The organism is Citrobacter sp. CK189 (genome assembly GCF_030333505.1).
GTDB lineage: Bacteria > Pseudomonadota > Gammaproteobacteria > Enterobacterales > Enterobacteriaceae > Citrobacter_B > Citrobacter_B koseri.
Genome location: NZ_JAOWFV010000040.1, coordinates 526004 through 546024, shown reverse-complemented (window position 1 = coordinate 546024; position 20021 = coordinate 526004). Strand labels below are relative to the sequence as shown.

General features: G+C 56.2%; 16 protein-coding genes. 11 read left to right on the top strand and 5 right to left on the bottom strand.

Annotated features, from left to right (window positions below):
- The 5 genes from araA to rluA all read left to right on the top strand — a co-directional run bounded on the left by araA (position 1) and on the right by rluA (position 8455).
- Positions 1 to 1503: an L-arabinose isomerase gene (araA, locus tag OGV83_RS20870; protein ID WP_047458964.1), complete on the top strand. Its 1503-nt coding sequence runs from the start codon at positions 1 to 3 to the stop codon at positions 1501 to 1503.
- A 98-nt stretch (positions 1504 to 1601) separates the two neighbouring features.
- A complete protein-coding gene (gene araD, locus OGV83_RS20865) occupies positions 1602 to 2297 on the top strand; it encodes an L-ribulose-5-phosphate 4-epimerase (protein WP_012134107.1) in 696 nt (231 codons plus the stop codon).
- Positions 2298 to 2394: 97 nt separating this feature from the next.
- A complete protein-coding gene (polB, locus tag OGV83_RS20860) occupies positions 2395 to 4746 on the top strand; it encodes a DNA polymerase II (RefSeq protein ID WP_012134108.1) in 2352 nt (783 codons plus the stop codon).
- A gap of 131 nt (positions 4747 to 4877) precedes the next feature.
- Positions 4878 to 7784 carry an RNA polymerase-associated protein RapA gene (gene rapA / locus OGV83_RS20855; protein ID WP_012134109.1) on the top strand — a complete coding sequence of 969 codons (2907 nt, stop codon included), beginning with the start codon at positions 4878 to 4880 and terminating at the stop codon, positions 7782 to 7784.
- Positions 7785 to 7795: 11 nt separating this feature from the next.
- Positions 7796 to 8455 (top strand): bifunctional tRNA pseudouridine(32) synthase/23S rRNA pseudouridine(746) synthase RluA, encoded by a 660-nt coding sequence (rluA, locus tag OGV83_RS20850; protein ID WP_286464536.1) that lies wholly within the window; start codon positions 7796 to 7798, stop codon positions 8453 to 8455.
- A gap of 99 nt (positions 8456 to 8554) precedes the next feature.
- Here the strand turns inward: rluA and djlA are convergent, their stop codons facing one another.
- Positions 8555 to 9370, bottom strand: coding sequence for a co-chaperone DjlA (gene djlA, locus OGV83_RS20845; protein WP_012134111.1), 816 nt, complete (start codon positions 9368 to 9370; stop codon positions 8555 to 8557).
- A gap of 376 nt (positions 9371 to 9746) precedes the next feature.
- Here djlA and lptD point away from each other — a divergent pair, with 376 nt between their 5' ends.
- Genes lptD through apaH form a run of 6 tightly spaced genes read left to right on the top strand, consistent with a single transcriptional unit; the run spans position 9747 to position 16490 of the window.
- Complete coding sequence (gene lptD / locus OGV83_RS20840) at positions 9747 to 12104, top strand: LPS assembly protein LptD (protein ID WP_049011438.1); 2358 nt, start codon at positions 9747 to 9749, stop codon at positions 12102 to 12104.
- Positions 12105 to 12157: 53 nt separating this feature from the next.
- Positions 12158 to 13444 (top strand): peptidylprolyl isomerase SurA, encoded by a 1287-nt coding sequence (surA, locus tag OGV83_RS20835; protein ID WP_047458976.1) that lies wholly within the window; start codon positions 12158 to 12160, stop codon positions 13442 to 13444.
- Positions 13444 to 14433 (top strand): 4-hydroxythreonine-4-phosphate dehydrogenase PdxA, encoded by a 990-nt coding sequence (gene pdxA, locus OGV83_RS20830; protein WP_286464534.1) that lies wholly within the window; start codon positions 13444 to 13446, stop codon positions 14431 to 14433. Before surA ends, pdxA begins: the two co-directional genes overlap by 1 nt.
- Complete coding sequence (gene rsmA, locus OGV83_RS20825) at positions 14430 to 15251, top strand: 16S rRNA (adenine(1518)-N(6)/adenine(1519)-N(6))-dimethyltransferase RsmA (protein WP_012134115.1); 822 nt, start codon at positions 14430 to 14432, stop codon at positions 15249 to 15251. The genes pdxA and rsmA overlap by 4 nt, the downstream gene beginning before the upstream one ends.
- 2 nt (positions 15252 to 15253) lie before the next feature.
- Positions 15254 to 15631: a Co2+/Mg2+ efflux facilitator ApaG/CorD gene (gene apaG / locus OGV83_RS20820; protein WP_012134116.1), complete on the top strand. Its 378-nt coding sequence runs from the start codon at positions 15254 to 15256 to the stop codon at positions 15629 to 15631.
- A 10-nt stretch (positions 15632 to 15641) separates the two neighbouring features.
- On the top strand, positions 15642 to 16490 hold the full coding sequence (apaH, locus tag OGV83_RS20815) for a bis(5'-nucleosyl)-tetraphosphatase (symmetrical) ApaH (protein WP_110494687.1): 849 nt from the start codon (positions 15642 to 15644) through the stop codon (positions 16488 to 16490).
- 116 nt (positions 16491 to 16606) lie between these two features.
- Here apaH and folA read toward each other — a convergent pair whose 3' ends face one another.
- From folA to OGV83_RS20795, 4 genes are all read right to left on the bottom strand, one after another.
- The gene (gene folA, locus OGV83_RS20810) at positions 16607 to 17086 is read right to left on the bottom strand and encodes a type 3 dihydrofolate reductase (RefSeq protein WP_012134119.1); all 480 of its coding nucleotides are present in this window, start codon (positions 17084 to 17086) and stop codon (positions 16607 to 16609) included.
- 199 nt (positions 17087 to 17285) lie between these two features.
- On the bottom strand, positions 17286 to 19148 hold the full coding sequence (kefC, locus tag OGV83_RS20805) for a glutathione-regulated potassium-efflux system protein KefC (RefSeq protein ID WP_286464532.1): 1863 nt from the start codon (positions 19146 to 19148) through the stop codon (positions 17286 to 17288).
- A complete protein-coding gene (gene kefF / locus OGV83_RS20800) occupies positions 19141 to 19671 on the bottom strand; it encodes a glutathione-regulated potassium-efflux system oxidoreductase KefF (RefSeq protein ID WP_047458991.1) in 531 nt (176 codons plus the stop codon). Before kefF ends, kefC begins: the two co-directional genes overlap by 8 nt.
- 104 nt (positions 19672 to 19775) lie before the next feature.
- Positions 19776 to 20009 carry a YgdI/YgdR family lipoprotein gene (locus tag OGV83_RS20795; protein ID WP_012134122.1) on the bottom strand — a complete coding sequence of 78 codons (234 nt, stop codon included), beginning with the start codon at positions 20007 to 20009 and terminating at the stop codon, positions 19776 to 19778.
- Positions 20010 to 20021 lie beyond the last annotated feature (12 nt).

Genomic DNA, 20021 nt, shown 5'->3' with positions numbered 1-20021 from the left:
ATGACGATTTTTGACAACTATGAAGTGTGGTTTGTGATTGGCAGCCAGCATTTGTATGGCTCTGAAACGCTGCGCCAGGTTACTCAGCATGCCGAACATGTGGTAAAGGCGCTGAATACCGAAGCGAAACTGCCCTGCAAACTGGTGCTGAAACCGCTGGGGACGTCACCTGACGAGATCACCGCGATTTGTCGTGACGCCAGTTATGACGATCGCTGTGCGGGCCTGGTGGTCTGGCTGCACACCTTCTCGCCCGCGAAAATGTGGATTAACGGGCTGAGTATTCTCAACAAGCCGCTGTTGCAGTTCCACACCCAGTTCAATGCCGCCCTGCCGTGGGACAGCATCGACATGGACTTTATGAACCTGAATCAGACCGCGCACGGCGGACGCGAGTTTGGTTTTATCGGCGCGCGTATGCGTCAGCAGCACGCGGTAGTGACCGGTCACTGGCAGGACAAACACGCGCACGCGCGTATCGGCTCATGGATGCGCCAGGCGGTCTCCAGGCAGGATACCCGCCACCTGAAAGTGTGCCGCTTTGGCGACAACATGCGTGAAGTGGCCGTGACCGACGGCGATAAAGTGGCGGCGCAGATCAAGTTCGGCTTCTCGGTGAATACCTGGGCGGTGGGCGACCTGGTGCAGGTCGTGAATGCGGTTAGCGACGGCGACATTAACGCGCTGGTGGATGAATACGAAAGCCGCTATACCCTGACGCCCGCGACGCAAATTCACGGCGACAAGCGGCAGAACGTGCTGGAAGCCGCGCGTATTGAACTGGGCATGAAGCGCTTTCTGGAACAGGGCGGCTTCCACGCGTTCACCACGACGTTTGAAGATTTGCACGGCCTGAAGCAGCTTCCAGGGCTGGCCGTACAGCGCCTGATGCAACAGGGCTACGGTTTCGCTGGCGAAGGCGACTGGAAAACCGCCGCGCTGCTTCGCATCATGAAAGTGATGTCTGGCGGTTTGCCGGGCGGCACCTCATTTATGGAGGATTACACCTACCACTTTGAGAAGGGCAACGATCTGGTGCTCGGCTCGCACATGCTGGAAGTATGCCCGTCTATCGCGGTGGAAGAAAAACCGATCCTCGACGTGCAGCACCTCGGCATCGGAGGTAAAGACGCGCCCGCACGTCTGATCTTCAACACCCAAACCGGCCCGGCGATCGTCGCCAGCCTGATCGACCTCGGCGATCGCTATCGTCTGCTGGTCAACTGCATCGACACCGTAAAAACGCCGCATGACCTGCCGAAGCTGCCGGTCGCCAACGCGCTGTGGAAAGCCCAGCCGGATCTGACCACCGCATCCGAAGCGTGGATTCTCGCCGGTGGCGCGCACCACACCGTCTTCAGCCATGCGCTGGATCTGAACGATATGCGCCAGTTCGCAGAGATGCACGATATTGAAATCACCGTCATCGATAACGATACCCGCCTGCCCGCCTTTAAAGACGCGCTGCGCTGGAACGAAGTTTATTACGGTTTCAAACGTTAACAGTTGCCGGATAGCGGCGTAAATGCCTTATCCGGCCTACAGGTCGCACCAACCTTGTAGGCCGGCTAAGCGCAGCGCCATCCGGCGTGGAGACAGCTATGTTAGAAGATCTCAAACGTCAGGTGCTGGAAGCCAATCTGGCGCTGCCAAAACACAATCTGGTGACTCTCACCTGGGGGAACGTCAGCGCCGTCGATCGCGAGCGCGGCGTCTTCATCATTAAACCTTCCGGCGTCGACTACAGCGTGATGAGCGCAGAGGATATGGTGGTGGTCAGCATTGCCACGGGTGAAGTGGTGGAAGGAACGAAAAAGCCCTCCTCCGATACGCCGACCCACCGTCTGTTGTATCAGTCTTTCCCGTCGATTGGCGGCATCGTCCACACCCATTCGCGCCACGCGACCATCTGGGCGCAGGCCGGGCAATCCATCCCGGCGACGGGGACGACCCATGCGGACTATTTTTACGGCACGATCCCCTGCACGCGCAAAATGACCGATGCGGAGATCAACGGCGAATATGAATGGGAAACGGGCAACGTCATCGTTGAAACCTTTGAAAAACAGGGTATCGATGCCGCGCAGATGCCTGGCGTGCTGGTGCATTCACACGGTCCGTTCACCTGGGGAAAAAACGCCGAAGACGCGGTGCATAACGCCATTGTGCTGGAGGAGGTCGCCTGTATGGGCATCTTCTGCCGCCAGCTTGCGCCACAGTTGCCGGATATGCAGCAAACGTTGCTGGATAAGCACTACCTGCGCAAACACGGGGCGAAGGCCTATTACGGGCAGTAACGGATAGCCCGACGGCGCAACCATACCTGTATAAAACCACAGCAAAACGTTCCGAACCAGGCTATAATCATGCCTGGTTTTTTAATGAGTACGCAGCGTGGCGCAGGCAGGTTTTATTTTAACCCGGCACTGGCGGGATACCCCGCAAGGAACGGAGGTCTCATTCTGGCTGGCAACGGACACCGGTCCTTTGCAGGTCACGCTCGCGCCGCAGGAGTCGGTCGCGTTTATCCCTACGCATCAGGCCGCCCGCGTCACCTCGCTGCTGCGCACAGAAAACGGCTATCGCCTGACGCCGCTCAATTTGCAGGATTTTCATCGCCAGCCCGTCTCGGGGTTGTACTGCCGCTCTCACCGACAGCTGATGCGTCTGGAAAAACAGCTGAAAGAACAGGGCGTAACGGTCTATGAAGCCGATGTGCGCCCGCCGGAACGTTACCTGATGGAGCGGTTTATCACCGCTCCCGTTTGGCTGGAGGGCGACACAAAAGACGGCGCGATCGTCAATGCTCGCCTGAAACCGCACCCAGACTACCGCCCCCCGCTGAAATGGGTATCGCTGGATATTGAAACCACCCGACACGGCGAGCTGTACTGCATTGGCCTGCAAGGCTGCGGGCAACGCGTCGTTTTTATGCTCGGCCCGGCGAATGGCGATGCCTCGGCGCTGGATTTCCAGCTTGAGTATGCGGCGAGCCGCCCGCTGCTGCTGGAAAAACTCAACGACTGGTTTGCCCGGCACGATCCCGATGTGATCATCGGCTGGAACGTGGTGCAGTTTGATTTACGCGTCCTGCAAAAACATGCCGAGCGCTATCGTATCCCTTTACGTCTGGGGCGCGACAACACCGAGCTGGAATGGCGCGAGCACGGTTTCAAGAACGGCGTGTTTTTCGCCCAGGCCAAAGGGCGGTTGATCATTGACGGCATTGAGGCGCTCAAATCCGCGTTCTGGAATTTCTCATCATTTTCACTGGAAACCGTGGCCCAGGAGCTGCTTGGCGAAGGGAAATCGATCGATAATCCCTGGGACAGAATGGACGAAATTGACCGCCGTTTCGCCGAAGATAAGCCCGCGCTCGCCACGTATAACCTCAAGGACTGCGAGCTGGTGACGCAGATTTTTCATAAGACGGAGATCATGCCGTTTTTACTGGAGCGCGCCACCGTTAACGGTCTGCCCGCTGACCGCCACGGCGGTTCTGTCGCTGCCTTCGGTCATCTCTATTTTCCCCGTATGCATCGCGCCGGTTACGTTGCGCCGAATCTCGGTGAAGTCCCGCCGCATGCCAGTCCTGGCGGTTACGTAATGGACTCGCGCCCTGGCCTGTATGACTCCGTACTGGTGCTGGATTATAAGAGCCTGTACCCGTCGATCATTCGCACGTTCCTGATCGACCCGGTTGGGCTGGTGGAAGGGATGGCGCAACCGGACCCGACACACAGCACCGAAGGCTTTCTTGACGCCTGGTTCTCGCGAGAAACGCACTGTCTCCCGGAGATCGTCACGCAGATCTGGCACGGGCGCGATGAGGCCAAACGCCACGGCAATAAACCGCTGTCCCAGGCGCTTAAGATCATCATGAATGCGTTTTACGGCGTGCTCGGGACGACGGCCTGCCGCTTTTTCGATCCCCGACTGGCCTCGTCGATCACCATGCGCGGCCACGCGATCATGCGTCAGACCAAAGCGCTGATCGAAGCGCAGGGTTATGACGTGATCTACGGCGATACGGATTCTACTTTCGTCTGGCTGAAAGGCGCGCATTCTGAAGACGAGGCGGCAAGGATTGGCCGCGAGCTGGTGCGTCATGTGAATGACTGGTGGACGCAATCCCTGCAACAGCAAAAGCTGACCAGCGCGCTGGAATTAGAGTTTGAAACCCACTTCCGCCGTTTTCTGATGCCGACCATTCGCGGGGCGGACACCGGCAGCAAAAAGCGCTATGCCGGGCTGATTCAGGAAGGCGAGAAGCAGCGAATGGTATTTAAAGGGCTGGAGACCGTGCGCACCGACTGGACGCCGCTGGCGCAGCGATTCCAGCAGGAGCTTTACCTGCGTATCTTCCGCCAGGAACCCTATCAGGAGTATGTCCGGGAAACCATCGATAACCTGATGACGGGCAAGCTGGATGAACAGCTGGTTTACCGCAAGCGACTGCGCCGCCCGTTGAGCGAATATCAGCGTAACGTTCCGCCGCACGTTCGCGCCGCCCGGCTCGCCGATGAACAAAACATCAAGCTGGGGCGCCCGGCGCAGTATCAGAACCGCGGCACGATCAAATACGTGTGGACGACTAACGGCCCTGAGCCGCTGGATTACCGGCATTCACCGCTGGATTACGAGCACTATTTAACCCGCCAGCTACAGCCGGTCGCAGAGGGAATACTTCCCTTCATCGATGATAATTTTGCTACACTACTCACAGGACAACTGGGGTTATTTTGACGCGTGACGAATGCGCCGCCATCCATTACCATAGCGCCCTTTCCATTCCTGGACCCAATTAACACTGCTGCCATTCTATTTTGGTAGCGGGTGATTATTGCCTGCAATTAAAGATATAGAGCCGAACATATATGCCTTTTACACTTGGTCAACGCTGGATCAGCGATACAGAAAGCGAACTGGGACTTGGAACCGTCGTCGCGATGGATGCGCGAACTGTCACCTTACTTTTCCCGGCGACAGGTGAAAACCGTCTGTATGCGCGCAGTGACTCCCCCGTGACCCGCGTGATGTTTAACCCTGGTGATACGATTACAAGCCATGAAGGCTGGCAGCTACAAATCGATGAAGTAAAAGAAGAAAACGGCCTGCTTGCCTATACTGGCACCCGCCTTGATACCGAAGAAACCGCCGTCACGCTGCGTGAAGTCCTGCTCGACAGCAAGCTGGTTTTCAGTAAACCGCAGGATCGCCTGTTCGCCGGGCAAATCGACCGGATGGACCGATTCGCTCTGCGCTACCGCGCACGTAAATTTCAGAGCGAGCAGTACCGCATGCCGTGGAGCGGCCTGCGCGGTCAGCGCACCAGCCTGATTCCCCACCAGCTCAACATTGCCCATGATGTCGGTCGCCGCCACGCGCCGCGCGTCCTGCTGGCGGATGAAGTGGGCTTAGGAAAAACCATCGAAGCCGGGATGATCCTGCACCAACAGCTGCTGTCTGGCGCGGCGGAACGCGTGCTGATCATCGTCCCGGAAACTTTGCAGCATCAGTGGCTGGTTGAAATGCTGCGCCGCTTCAACCTGCGCTTCGCGCTGTTCGACGACGAGCGTTACACCGAAGCCCAGCACGATGCCTACAACCCGTTTGAAACCGAGCAACTGGTTATCTGCTCGCTGGACTTCGCACGTCGCAACAAACAGCGTCTGGAACATCTGTGCGACGCACAATGGGACCTGCTGGTCGTCGATGAAGCTCACCACCTGGTGTGGAGCGAAGACGCGCCAAGCCGCGAATATATGGCGATTGAACAACTGGCGGAACGCGTGCCTGGCGTCCTGCTACTGACCGCAACGCCGGAACAGCTGGGAATGGAAAGCCACTTCGCCCGTCTGCGTCTGCTCGATCCGAGCCGTTTCCACGACTTCGAACAATTTGTCGAAGAGCAGAAAAATTATCGCCCGGTCGCCGACGCCGTCGCCATGCTGCTGGCAGGCAACAAGCTGAGCAACGAAGAGCTGAACATGCTCGGCGACCTGATTGGCGAGCAGGACATCGAACCGCTGCTGCAAACGGCGAACAGCGACCGCGATGGCGCGCAGAATGCCCGCCAGGAGCTGGTCTCCATGCTGATGGACAGACACGGCACCAGCCGCGTACTGTTCCGCAACACCCGTAACGGCGTCAAAGGCTTCCCGAAACGCGAGCTGCACACCATCAAGCTGCCGCTGCCAACGCAATATCAGACGGCGATTAAAGTCTCCGGCATTATGGGCGCGCGTAAAAGCGCGGAGGACAGAGCGCGCGATATGCTCTACCCGGAGCAGATTTATCAGGAATTCGAAGGGGATAGCGGCACCTGGTGGAACTTCGACCCGCGCGTGGAGTGGCTGATGGGGCATCTGACCAGCCACCGCTCGCAGAAAGTGCTGGTGATCTGCGCGAAAGCCGCCACCGCGCTGCAACTGGAGCAGGTGCTGCGCGAGCGCGAAGGCATCCGCGCCGCCGTATTCCATGAAGGCATGTCCATTATTGAACGCGACCGCGCCGCCGCGTGGTTTAGCGAAGAAGACAGCGGCGCGCAGGTTCTGCTGTGCTCGGAAATCGGTTCTGAAGGCCGTAACTTCCAGTTCGCCAGCAACCTGGTGATGTTTGACCTGCCGTTTAACCCGGATTTGCTGGAGCAGCGTATTGGCCGTCTGGACCGTATCGGCCAGGCGCACGATATTCAGATCCACGTTCCGTATCTGGAAAAAACCGCGCAGTCCGTGCTGGTTCGCTGGTATCACGAAGGGCTGGATGCCTTTGAGCACACCTGCCCGACCGGTCGCGCCATCTACGATACGGTGTATCACGATCTGATCGCTTACCTGGCGACGCCTGAAAACACCGACGGTTTTGACGCGCTGATCAAAACCTGCCGCGAGCAGCACGAAGCGCTGAAGGCGCAGTTGGAGCAAGGGCGCGACCGTCTGCTGGAGATCCACTCTAACGGCGGCGAGAAAGCGCAGGCGCTGGCAGAGAGCATTGAAGAACAGGATGACGACACCAGCCTGATCGCCTTCGCCATGAACCTGTTTGATATCGTCGGGATTAACCAGGATGACCGTGGTGAGAACCTGATTGTGCTGACGCCTTCCGATCATATGCTGGTGCCGGACTTCCCTGGCCTGCCGGAAGATGGCTGCACCATTACGTTCGAGCGTGATGTGGCGCTGTCGCGTGAAGATGCGCAGTTTGTTACCTGGGAACATCCGCTGATTCGCAACGGCCTGGATCTGATTCTGTCTGGCGATACCGGCAGCAGCACGATTTCGCTGTTGAAAAACAAAGCGTTGCCGGTGGGAACGCTGCTGGTGGAACTGGTGTATGTCGTTGAAGCGCAGGCGCCGAAACATTTACAGCTTAACCGTTTCCTGCCGCCGACGCCGGTGCGCATGCTGCTGGATAAAAACGGCAATAACCTGGCCGCGCAGGTGGAGTTTGAAACCTTCAACCGCCAGCTGAGCGCCGTTAACCGTCATACCGGCAGCAAGCTGGTCAACGCGGTTCAACAGGACGTACACGCGATTCTGCAACTGGGCGAAGCGCAGGCGGAGAAATCGGCCCGGGCGCTGATCGACGCCGCGCGTAGCGAAGCGGATGAAAAACTGTCTGCCGAACTGTCGCGTCTGGAAGCGCTGCGCGCCGTTAACCCGAACATCCGTGATGATGAACTTGCGGCGATCGACAGCAACCGTCAGCAGGTAATGGAAAGCCTGGATCAGGCCAACTGGCGTCTGGATGCCTTGCGTCTTATCGTCGTCACGCATCAGTAACGGAGCAAAAAATGGGGATGGAAAACTACAATCCGCCGCAGGAGCCCCGGCTGATTATCCTGTATCAGGATGAGCACATTATGGTGGTCAACAAGCCCAGCGGCTTGTTGTCCGTGCCGGGCCGCCTTGAGGAGCACAAAGATAGCGTGATGACGCGTATTCAACGCGATTATCCGCAGGCGGAGTCGGTGCATCGTCTGGATATGGCGACCAGCGGCGTGATTGTAGTGGCGCTGACCAAAGCGGCGGAACGGGAGCTGAAACGCCAGTTCCGCGAGCGTGAACCGAAAAAACAGTACGTTGCGCGCGTGTGGGGGCATCCAGCCCCTGCCGAAGGGCTGGTTGATTTACCGCTGATCTGCGACTGGCCGAACAGACCGAAACAGAAAGTGTGTTATGAGACGGGTAAGCCTGCGCAAACCGGGTATGAGGTGGTGGACTTCGCTGCGGATAACACCGCACGGGTGGTGCTTAAACCGATTACCGGGCGTTCTCATCAGCTGCGTGTGCATATGCTGGCGTTGGGGCACCCCATTCTCGGCGATCGCTTCTACGCGTCGCCAGAAGCGCTGGCGATGGCACCGCGTCTGTTGCTACATGCCGAAACGCTAACCATCACCCATCCCGCGTATGGCAACAGTATGACCTTTAAAGCCCCGGTAGATTTTTAAATTCTGTGCCCATTTGTGCCGGGGGCGCTTCGCTTACCCGGCCTACCGTTCTCAACGTAGGCCGGATAAGACGCTTTACGTCGCCATCCGGCAAAACCATTATTTAAAACCTTTCTGCTCTTTAATCATTTCATACGCTTTCTGAATTTCCTGCGCTTTTTGCTTCGCCATCTCCATCATCTCCGGCGGCAACCCTTTTGCGACCAGTTTGTCCGGGTGGTGCTCGCTCATCAGTCTGCGGTACGCGCGTTTAATGGTTGTCGCATCATCTGTCGGCTTAACCCCCAGCACGTTGCAGGCATCTTCCAGCGTAGGGCCACGCTGCGCCTGCTGCCAGCCGCCGCCGGACTGCTGTTGCTGATAACCGCCGCCAAACTGCGCCCCGCCCTGCATCATGCGTAAGAACTGATCGAACTGAGCGCGGGAAATCCCCAGCTCCTCGGCGATAACGTACAGCACTTCCCGCTCGTTCGGATGGAGCGTTCCATCCGCAAACGCCGCCTGAATCTGAATTTCCAGAAACATCCGTATCAGATCAAACCGCCCAAAGCAGACGCTGCGAAACTGGCGCATTTTTTCACGTAACGGGTAATTATCCGATTTTCCCACGCGAAACGCGTGTTGGGCGGCGGTACGTGATTCGCCGTGTAAGTTCATCCGGTCCATCAACTGGCTGGCAATATGGATATCCGCTTCCGTCACGCGCCCTTTCGATTTGGTTAAATGCCCCATGACCTCAAAAGTGGTGGCGAAAAACAGTGCCTGCCGTTCACGCTGATTGGCGAACCATGCCATTTTGCGGCTGCGGGCTTTGTCGAACATGTGGCCTATCAGCAGACCTAATACCACGCCCCAGAAGCCGCCTCCCATCATCAGCGCCACTGCGACACCTACAATCTTTCCCCAGTACTGCATAGACTCCCCAAATCTTTACGCTGACAGTGAGGCTATGTCCCACAATATAGAGTGCTTTTCCTGGAATGAAGGCTGCGGTCAATTGTGGGACATCGCCTATAATTTGCATTATCATACCTGTCATTCAATGCCGTGCCTAACACCACAGACACATACCCATTGGATTTCACGTTGCAGCAAGACCGCCGCACAGCCGCCAGACGCTTATCCAGGCAAGTCGCCGGGGGCATGCGAATAACGTCCACGAAAGCGCAACCTGAAAGACGACGGGTAGAAAAGGGACAGGATTAACACTAGCGTAGTGAAGATGAGTACGTTAGTCTCTGACCGTTTGTCACGCGCAACGCTACTGATGATGGAACAATAAATACAACGTATGAAAAAACGTATTCCCACTTTCCTGGCCACCATGATCGCCAGCGCCCTTTATAGTCAGCAGGGCCTGGCCGCCGACCTTGCCTCGCAGTGCATGTTGGGTGTGCCAAGCTACGACCGTCCTCTGGTGAAAGGCGAGACGAACGAATTACCCGTGACGATCAACGCCGATCACGCGAAAGGGAACTACCCGGACGACGCGGTATTCACCGGTAATGTCGATATCAACCAGGGTAACAGTCGCCTGCAAGCTGACGAGGTGCAACTCCATCAAAAAGAGGCGCCAGGCCAGCCGGAACCGGTGCGTACCGTCGATGCGCTCGGCAACGTCCATTATGACGACAATCAGGTTATTCTGAAGGGGCCGAAAGGCTGGGCGAACCTGAACACCAAAGACACAAACGTGTGGGAAGGCGACTACCAGATGGTCGGCCGTCAGGGGCGCGGGAAAGCGGATCTGATGAAGCAGCGTGGCGAAAACCGCTATACCATTCTGGAAAATGGCAGCTTTACCTCCTGTCTGCCAGGCTCCGATACCTGGAGCGTTGTGGGCAGCGAAGTGATTCACGATCGTGAAGAGCAGGTAGCGGAAATCTGGAACGCCCGTTTTAAACTGGGTCCGGTTCCCGTCTTTTACAGCCCTTATTTACAGTTGCCGGTCGGTGACAAACGCCGCTCCGGTTTCCTGATCCCGAACGCGAAGTACACCACCAAGAACTATTTTGAGTTCTACCTGCCGTATTACTGGAACATCGCGCCCAATATGGACGCCACCATTACGCCGCATTATATGCACCGTCGTGGCGGTGTCATGTGGGAGAATGAGTTCCGCTACCTCAGCCAGGCGGGCGCGGGTTTAATGGAGTTCGATTATCTGAATTCCGATCGCGTTTACGACGATGAGCATCCGAACGACAGCAACTCCCGTCGCTGGTTGTTCTACTGGCGTCATGGCGGCGTGATGGATCAGGTATGGCGCTTTAATGTCGACTATACCAAGGTCAGCGACTCCAGCTACTTCAATGACTTTGACAATAAGTACGGTTCCAGTACCGACGGTTACGCCACGCAGAAATTCAGCGTCGGCTATGCCGTGCAGAACTTTGATGCCACGGTGTCAACCAAACAGTTCCAGGTATTCAGCGATCAGAATACCAGCAGTTACTCCGCTGAGCCGCAGTTAGACGTTAACTTCTACCAGAATGACGTTGGTCCATTCGATACGCGTATTTACGGCCAGGCCGTGAAGTTTGTGAACACCCGAGACAACATGCCGGAAGCGACTCGCGTTCACCTGGAGCCAACCATCAATCTGCCGTTATCGAATCAGTGGGGCAGCATCAATACTGAAGCGAAGCTGCTGGCGACGCACTACCAGCAAACCAATCTGGACTCGTACAACAACAATTCGCGAAACGTCAATAAACTCGATGAGTCGGTTAACCGCGTAATGCCGCAGTTCAAAGTCGATGGCAGGATGGTGTTTGAACGCGATATGACGACGTTGGCGCCGGGTTACACCCAGACGCTGGAGCCGCGCGCGCAGTATCTGTACGTTCCCTATCGTAACCAGAGCAGCATCAATAACTACGACTCTTCATTATTGCAGTCCGACTACAGCGGCCTGTTCCGCGACCGCACATATGGCGGTCTGGACCGTATCGCCTCCGCAAACCAGGTCACGACCGGCGTCACATCGCGTATTTATGATGATGCCGCAATTGAACGTTTTAATGTTTCCGTGGGTCAAATCTACTATTTCACGGAGTCTCGCACCGGCGATGACAACATAACCTGGGAGAATGACGACAAAACGGGCTCACTGGTTTGGGCGGGCGACACCTACTGGCGTATCTCCGACCGCTGGGGACTGCGTAGCGGCATTCAGTACGACACGCGTCTGGACAGCGTCGCGACCAGCAGCAGTACGATCGAATACCGTCGCGATGAAAATCGTCTCTTGCAGTTGAACTACCGTTATGCCAGCGCGGAATATATTCAGGCTACGCTGCCGTCTTATTCCACTGCGGAGCAGTATAAAAACGGGATTTCCCAGGTCGGGGGCGTTGCCAGTTGGCCGATTGCCGATCGTTGGTCTATCGTAGGCGCTTACTACTTTGATACCAATGTGAATAAGCCTGCCGACCAGATGCTCGGCGTGCAGTACAACTCCTGCTGCTATGCGATTCGCTTCGGTTATGAGCGTAAGCTGAACGGTTGGGATAACGATAAAGAACACGCTGTTTATGACAACGTGATCGGCTTTAACATTGAATTGCGTGGTCTGAGCTCCAACTACGGTCTCGGCACCAAAGAGATGTTGCGTTCGAACATTTTGCCGTATCAAAGCTCTCTGTGATTTGATTGATTTACCACGTAATCCGCATTGCGGTTAATTGAAATGGAAAAAGTATGAAGAACTGGAAAACGCTGCTTCTCGGTATCGCCATGATCGCGAATACCAGTTTCGCTGCCCCGCAGGTGGTCGATAAAGTCGCAGCCGTCGTCAATAACGGCGTCGTGCTGGAAAGCGACGTTGATGGCTTAATGCAATCAGTAAAACTTAATGCGGGTCAGGCTGGTCAGCAGCTTCCTGATGATGCCACGCTACGTCATCAGATCCTGGAACGTTTGATCATGGATCAAATCGTTCTCCAGATGGGTCAGAAGATGGGGGTGAAAATCTCTGATGAACAGCTGGATCAGGCTATCGCCAATATCGCTAAACAGAACAACATGACGCTGGACCAGATGCGCAGCCGTCTGGCTTACGATGGTCTGAGCTACTCGACCTACCGTAGCCAGATCCGCAAAGAGATGATCATCTCCGAAGTGCGTAACAACGAAGTGCGTCGTCGCGTCACCATCCTGCCGCAGGAAGTGGATGCGCTGGCCCAACAGGTCGGTAACCAGAACGATGCCAGCACAGAGCTGAACCTGAGCCACATTCTGATCCCGCTGCCGGAAAACCCGACGTCGGATCAGGTAAGCGAAGCGGAAGCCCAGGCGCGTTCGATTGTTGATGAAGCGCGTAACGGCAGTGATTTCGGCAAACTGGCGATCACCTACTCCGCCGACCAACAGGCGCTGAAAGGCGGCCAGATGGGCTGGGGACGTATTCAGGAGCTGCCGGGCATTTTCGCGCAGGCGCTGAGCACGGCGAAAAAAGGCGACATCGTTGGCCCGATTCGTTCCGGCGTTGGCTTCCACATTCTGAAAGTGAACGATCTGCGCGGCCAGAGCCAGAGCATCTCCGTCACTGAAGTTCATGCCCGCCATATTCTGCTGAAACCCTCACCGATCATGACCGATCAACAGGCGCGCCTGAAACTGGAAGAGATCGCAGCAGACATTAAGAGCGGCAAAACGACCTTTGCTGCCGCAGCGAAAGAGTTTTCACAGGACCCAGGTTCTGCCAACCAGGGCGGCGATCTGGGCTGGGCGGCGGCGGATATTTTCGATCCTGCCTTCCGCGACGCGCTGACCCGCCTCAACAAAGGCCAGATGAGCGCCCCGGTGCACTCCTCCTTTGGCTGGCACCTGATCGAACTGCTGGATACGCGTAACGTTGATAAAACCGACGCAGCGCAGAAAGACAGAGCTTACCGTATGCTGATGAACCGTAAGTTCTCGGAAGAAGCGGCGACCTGGATGCAGGAACAACGCGCCAGCGCTTACGTTAAAATCCTGAGCAATTAATGGCTACGGTTCAACGCGTTGTTATCACTCCCGGCGAACCCGCCGGGATTGGTCCTGACTTAGTCGTTCAGCTCGCACAGCGTGAGTGGCCGGTCGAGCTCGTCGTCTGTGCAGATGCCCGTCTGTTAACCGACCGGGCCGCGTTGCTCGGTTTGCCCCTCTCGCTTCTTCCCTACTCGCCAAATCACCCTGCAAAACCGCAATCCGCCGGCACGCTGACCCTGTTGCCGACAGCGCTTCGCGCTCCTGTCACCCCAGGTCAACTCAGCGTTGAGAATGGGCAGTATGTGGTGGATACGCTGGCGCGCGCCTGCGACGGTTGTCTGCAAGAGGAATTTGCGGCGCTGATCACCGGGCCGGTTCACAAAGGCGTCATCAATGACGCTGGCGTACCGTTTACTGGACACACGGAGTTTTTTGAAGCGCGTTCGCAGGCGAAGAAAGTGGTGATGATGCTGGCCACCGAGGAGCTGCGGGTCGCGCTGGCGACAACGCACCTGCCGTTAAGAGCGGTTGCCGACGCCATTACGCCCGCTTTGCTGCATGAGGTGATCGGCATTCTGCATCATGATTTACGCACGAAATTCGGCCTTGCCGATCCGCATATTCTGGTGTGCGGGCTAAATCCCCATGCGGGTGAAGGCGGCCATATGGGAACCGAAGAGATCGACACGATCGTTCCGGTACTGGATGATCTGCGCGCTCAGGGGATGCGCTTAAGCGGCCCTTTGCCCGCCGACACGCTTTTCCAGCCTAAATATCTCGATCATGCCGATGCCGTGCTGGCGATGTACCACGATCAGGGTCTCCCCGTGCTAAAATACCAGGGATTTGGTCGCGGCGTGAATATCACGCTGGGCCTGCCTTTTATTCGAACATCCGTAGACCACGGTACCGCGCTTGAACTGGCGGGTCGGGGGCAAGCGGATGTCGGCAGTTTTATTACGGCGCTTAATCTCGCCATCAAAATGATTGTTAATACCCAATGAATAATCGAGTCCATCAGGGCCACTTAGCCCGTAAACGCTTCGGGCAAAACTTTCTCAACGATCAGTTTGTGATCGACAGTATTGTCTCCGCCATTAACCCGCAAAAGGGTCAGGCAATGGTCGAAATCGGCCCCGGTCTGGCAGCGCTGACGGAGCCTGTTGGCGAACGTCTGGACCAGCTCACGGTGATCGAACTTGACCGCGATCTGGCCGCGCGCCTGCAAACGCACCCGTTTTTGGGGCCGAAACTGACGATTTATCAGCAAGATGCCATGACCATGAACTTTGGCGAGCTGTCTGAGAAGATAGGTCAGCCGCTGCGCGTATTCGGCAACTTGCCCTACAACATCTCCACTCCGTTGATGTTCCACCTCTTTAGCTATACTGATGCCATTGCCGACATGCACTTTATGTTGCAAAAAGAAGTGGTCAATCGTCTGGTTGCAGGGCCGAACAGTAAGGCGTATGGTCGATTAAGCGTCATGGCGCAATATTATTGCCAGGTGATCCCGGTGCTGGAAGTGCCACCATCCGCCTTCACGCCGCCGCCTAAAGTCGATTCCGCCGTTGTGCGCCTGGTGCCTCACACGACGATGCCGTATCCGGTGAAAGACATACGCGTGTTGAGCCGCATCACCACCGAGGCGTTTAACCAGCGTCGTAAAACGATTCGCAACAGCCTCGGCAATCTGTTCAGCGTCGAGGTGCTGACGGAACTGGGCATTGACCCGGCATTGCGAGCGGAAAATATCTCTGTCGCGCAATATTGCCAGATGGCGAACTATCTGTCAGAAAACGCGCCTTCGAAGGAGAGTTAAGCATGATCAATTCGCCCCGAGTGTGTATTCAGGTTCAGAGCGTCTACATTGAAGCGCAATCTTCACCTGATGATGAACGTTACGTATTCGCATACACGGTAACCATCCGCAATTTGGGGCGAGCGCCAGTGCAGTTGTTGGGGCGTTATTGGCTGATAACCAATGGTCATGGCCGCGAAACCGAAGTACAGGGCGAAGGTGTGGTTGGCGTGCAGCCGCACATCGCGCCCGGAGAAGAGTACCAGTACACCAGCGGCGCCGTTATTGAAACGCCGCTGGGCACCATGCAGGGTCACTACGAAATGATCGATGAAAAAGGCGTCGCCTTTACTATCGATATTCCCGTGTTCCGACTCGCCGTTCCAACACTTATTCATTAAAACTCAAGCAATGGCAACATACCTCATTGGCGACGTTCACGGTTGCTACGACGAACTGATCGCATTGTTACACCAGGTGGAATTTACCCCCGGTTCAGATATCCTGTGGCTTACCGGCGATCTGGTCGCTCGCGGCCCTGGTTCTCTGGAAGTGCTCCGCTACGTGAAATCACTGGGCGACTGCGTGCGTCTGGTGCTTGGCAATCACGATTTACATCTGTTGGCCGTCTTTGCGGGCATTAGCCGCAATAAGCCGAAAGACAGGCTGACTCCGCTGCTGGAAGCGCCAGACGCCGACGAACTGCTCAACTGGCTGCGCCGTCAGCCGCTGTTGCAGGTCGACGAAGAGAAGAAGCTGGTGATGGCGCATGCGGGCATTACGCCGCAGTGGGATTTACAGACAGCGAAAGACTGCGCGCGCGATGTTGAAGCCGTGCTGTCGAGCGACTCCTACCCCTTCTTCCTCGACGCGATGTACGGCGATATGCCGAACAACTGGACGCCGGAGCTAACGGGTCTGGCGCGGCTGCGTTTTATCACGAATGCCTTCACCCGTATGCGTTACTGTTTCCCGAACGGCCAACTGGATATGTACAGCAAAGAGTCGCCGGAAAACGCCCCTGCGCCGCTGAAACCCTGGTTCGCCATTCCGGGACCGGTTAGCGAAGCATACAGCATTGTCTTTGGTCACTGGGCGTCGCTGGAAGGTAAAGGGACGCCGGAAGGCATTTATGGTCTGGATACCGGCTGCTGCTGGGGCGGGGATTTAACCTGTCTGCGTTGGGAAGATAAGCGCTACTTCGTGCAGCCGTCGAATCGTCATCTTGATTCAGGCAAAGGCGAGGCGGTAAACGCCTGAGCGTTATTTTGTAGGCCGGATAAGGCGTTTACGCCGCTATCCGGCATTCACTCCACATTATTGCCTGATGGCGCTTCGCTTATCAGGCCTACAAATCTGCATTACAACATGCCGGATTAACGACGCTCCAGAATCTCGAAGCAGTAGCTGTGAGAATTCTGCTCATCGGCGTCGTGGAACTCGCTGAAGACCGATTCCCAGTCATCCGGTTCGTAGTCCGGGAAATGGGTGTCCCCTTCCACTTCGGCATCAATATGCGTCAGATACAGTTTCTGCGCTTTCGGCAAGAACTGTTCGTACACGCGTCCGCCGCCAATCACCATAATCTCTGGCGCATCGCCGCAGGCGGCAATCGCTTCATCGACCGATTTCACCCACTGCACGCGATCGTCAGTGCCAGGCTGGCTGCTGATGACGATGTTTTTACGCCCCGGCAGCGGTCGCCCGATGGATTCCCAGGTATGGCGCCCCATAACCACAGGCTTGTTTAAGGTGTTACGTTTAAACCAGGCGAGATCGGCAGGCAGGTTCCACGGCATGGCGTTTTCCATGCCGATAACGCGATCTACCGCTAACGCCGCAATCAGACTGATCATTGAATATTTCCTGGATACAAAAAATTGTCGCCACTATACGGAAAGAGCAATCTTTCGTCGACTAACGAAAAGAGGAATAGCACGAAAATTTTCCGTTCTGCTGGCAACCCGACTTATTTAAAGCGGTGTCAGCTCGCAGGCCGCCATCAGGCAATCAGACGCGCCAACGCCGGATGGCGGCGTAAACGCCTTACCTGGCCTACGTTGACGGTTTCACTTCCGGCTCATCATCTGCATCACCCGTATGTTTACCTTCATCCGTGCCTTGCCAGCCGTGGCGTTGAATTAACGATAAATGTTCACGGTCTTCAGTAATAATCTCACTCAACATAGCGCTGGTGCGTTTATAGACAGCCGCGCGGGACGTTGGATCGTTTTCCCCTTTCGCCATCTCTTCCACCATCTGCGTATTAAAACGACGGAACAGATCGGCACGCTCGCGCGCCTCGTAGCGTCCCAGCCCTAATTTTTCCAGCGCCTGACGCCCTGTTTTTAACGCGCCTTCAAACGTTTCACGCTCCGGCATCTCAACACCGGCCTGTCGCAAACGAATGTAGTGATCGACATCGCGGGCGCGGACAATAATTTGCAGGTCGGGGAAATGGGCTTTTACCATTTCTGTCAGTTGTAAACTGGTTTGCGGATCGTCAATCGCGTTGATCAGCACTTCCGCTTTTGCCGCACCGGCGGACTCCAGCAGATCCATGCGCGTCGCGTCACCGTAAAAGACCTTCATGCCAAATTTGCGCAGCGTTTCAATATGATCCGGGTCATGGTCGAGAACCACCATTTTTACTCCGCTCGACAGCAGCAAACGCCCCGTAATCTGCCCAAAACGGCCAAATCCGGCGATGATCACGCGCGGTTGCTCCGCATCGATCTCATCCGCTTCACGCGCTTCGCCGATTGCGGATTTTTCCAGACGGCTCAGGAGCACCAGAAAAATGGGCGTCGCCGCCATTGAGAGCGCAACGGTGAGCGTCAAGGCCTTCGCCCATTCCGGGTCGAGTACATTGGCCATTTGCGCCGCGCCGAATACCACAAAGGCAAACTCACTCCCCTGCCCTAATAATACGGCAAACCAGAGACGTTGCTTATTCGGCACCCGTAGCGGCCTGGCGACCAGCCACAGCATTACCGTTTTAATTACCAGGAAACCGACCAGCAGGATAAGAATGCGTAACGGATTATCGATCAGCGTGCCAAAGTCGATAGACATGCCGACGCCGATAAAGAACAGCCCCAGCAGCAGCCCTTTAAACGGTTCTATGTCGCTTTCCAGCGCATGCCGGTATTCCGAGCTTGCCAGCAACACGCCCGCCAGAAACGCCCCCATCGCCATCGACAGCCCCACTTCTTCCAGCAGCAAGCCGAAGCCAAAGACCAGAAACAGAGCCACGGCGCTGAACACTTCACGCAAACCGGAACGCGCGACAAAACGCAGCGCCGGGCGCGTGACATAGCGCCCTAACAGCACCACCAGCGCCAGCGCTCCCGCCACTTTTAACGCAGACAGCGCAAAGACGCCCAGCGTCGTTGAGGCGCTGCTGGCGGCCAGCAAGGGGATCATCGCCACCAGTGGAATAGCGGCAATATCCTGAAACAGCAGCACGGCGAATGTGCTACGGCCCATTTGCGAGACGGTCAGGTTACGCTCATCCATCGCCTGCATCGCAATCGCCGTGGAAGAGAGCGCCAGCGTCATGCCGATCAGCTCCGCCACCTGCCAGCGCAGACCGAGGAACATACAGAACAGGCCAATCAACCCACCGCATACCACCATCTGCAACGCGCCGCCGCCAAAAACCGACGCACGCAGTTTCCACAAACGCTGCGGGTCCAGCTCCAGCCCAATCACAAACAGCATCAGCACCACGCCAATTTCGGCGAAATGGAGAATAGCTTCAGCGTCCGTCACCAGACGCAGCCCCCACGGGCCGATAATACACCCGGCAATGAGGTAGCCCAGCACCGACCCTAAGCCCAGCCGGACGGCAATCGGCACAATCAGCGCGGCCGACCCCAGGTAAATCAGCGCCTGTATCAGCGTATGGCTATCCATGATTTGCCTCCTGCCACGCCAGCAAACGTTGCTTGTAGTGGCGCGCCTGCGCCTGGAGCGTTTCGTCATCACAGACAAACGTACAGTGCATCGCAAAAGGCGGCAGCCAGTTGAGCCCACAATAGAGCGCGGTAGCCTGTAACGGCTGCGAGAGCACGTCAAAGCCCGGATAGGCGCCAATAGCGAAGTGGCTTTCGCCTCCTCCAGTCGTCACGGCCCACATCAGATCTTTGCCCCGGAGCGCCGTGCCGCCATGCCCGTAGGCCCAGCCATGCGCGAGGACTTTGTCCATCCAGAGTTTGAGTAAAGGGGGAACGCTGTACCACTGCATTGGATGCTGCCAGATGATAAGACGCGCGCGCGCCAGCGCCTGCTGCTCGGCGGCAACATCAATATTGAAGTCAGGGTAAAGTTGATAGAGCGAGCGAATTTCGACGCCATCCAGCGTCCTTGCCTGTTCCAGCATCCGTTTATTCGCATGCGAGTGCTGCGGATACGGATGGGCATAAATAATGAGGATCATGAAGTAGCCTGTTATTTTACATCTCTGTTTTATCACAGAGTGTAGTCAGTAATTTAACAGGCTAATAGTGAATATTATTGAGCAGCTAAATGGATAAAACTGAATTAATTATCCAGTTCGCTCATGTTCTTCACCTGATCGCGGTTGATCTGTTCCGTTTTACCGGTTTCTGCATTTTTGTAGGACACCAGTCCGGTATCATCATCGACCTGTGGTTTACCATCGGTGACGATCGTTTTGCCGTCGGTGGTTTTTATGGCCTGGTTTGATGAACAGCCCGCTACGGTAAATACCGTCGCAGCGGCAAAAAGAGACGCAATAAGAAGTTGTTTTTGCATGGTGTTCTCCCT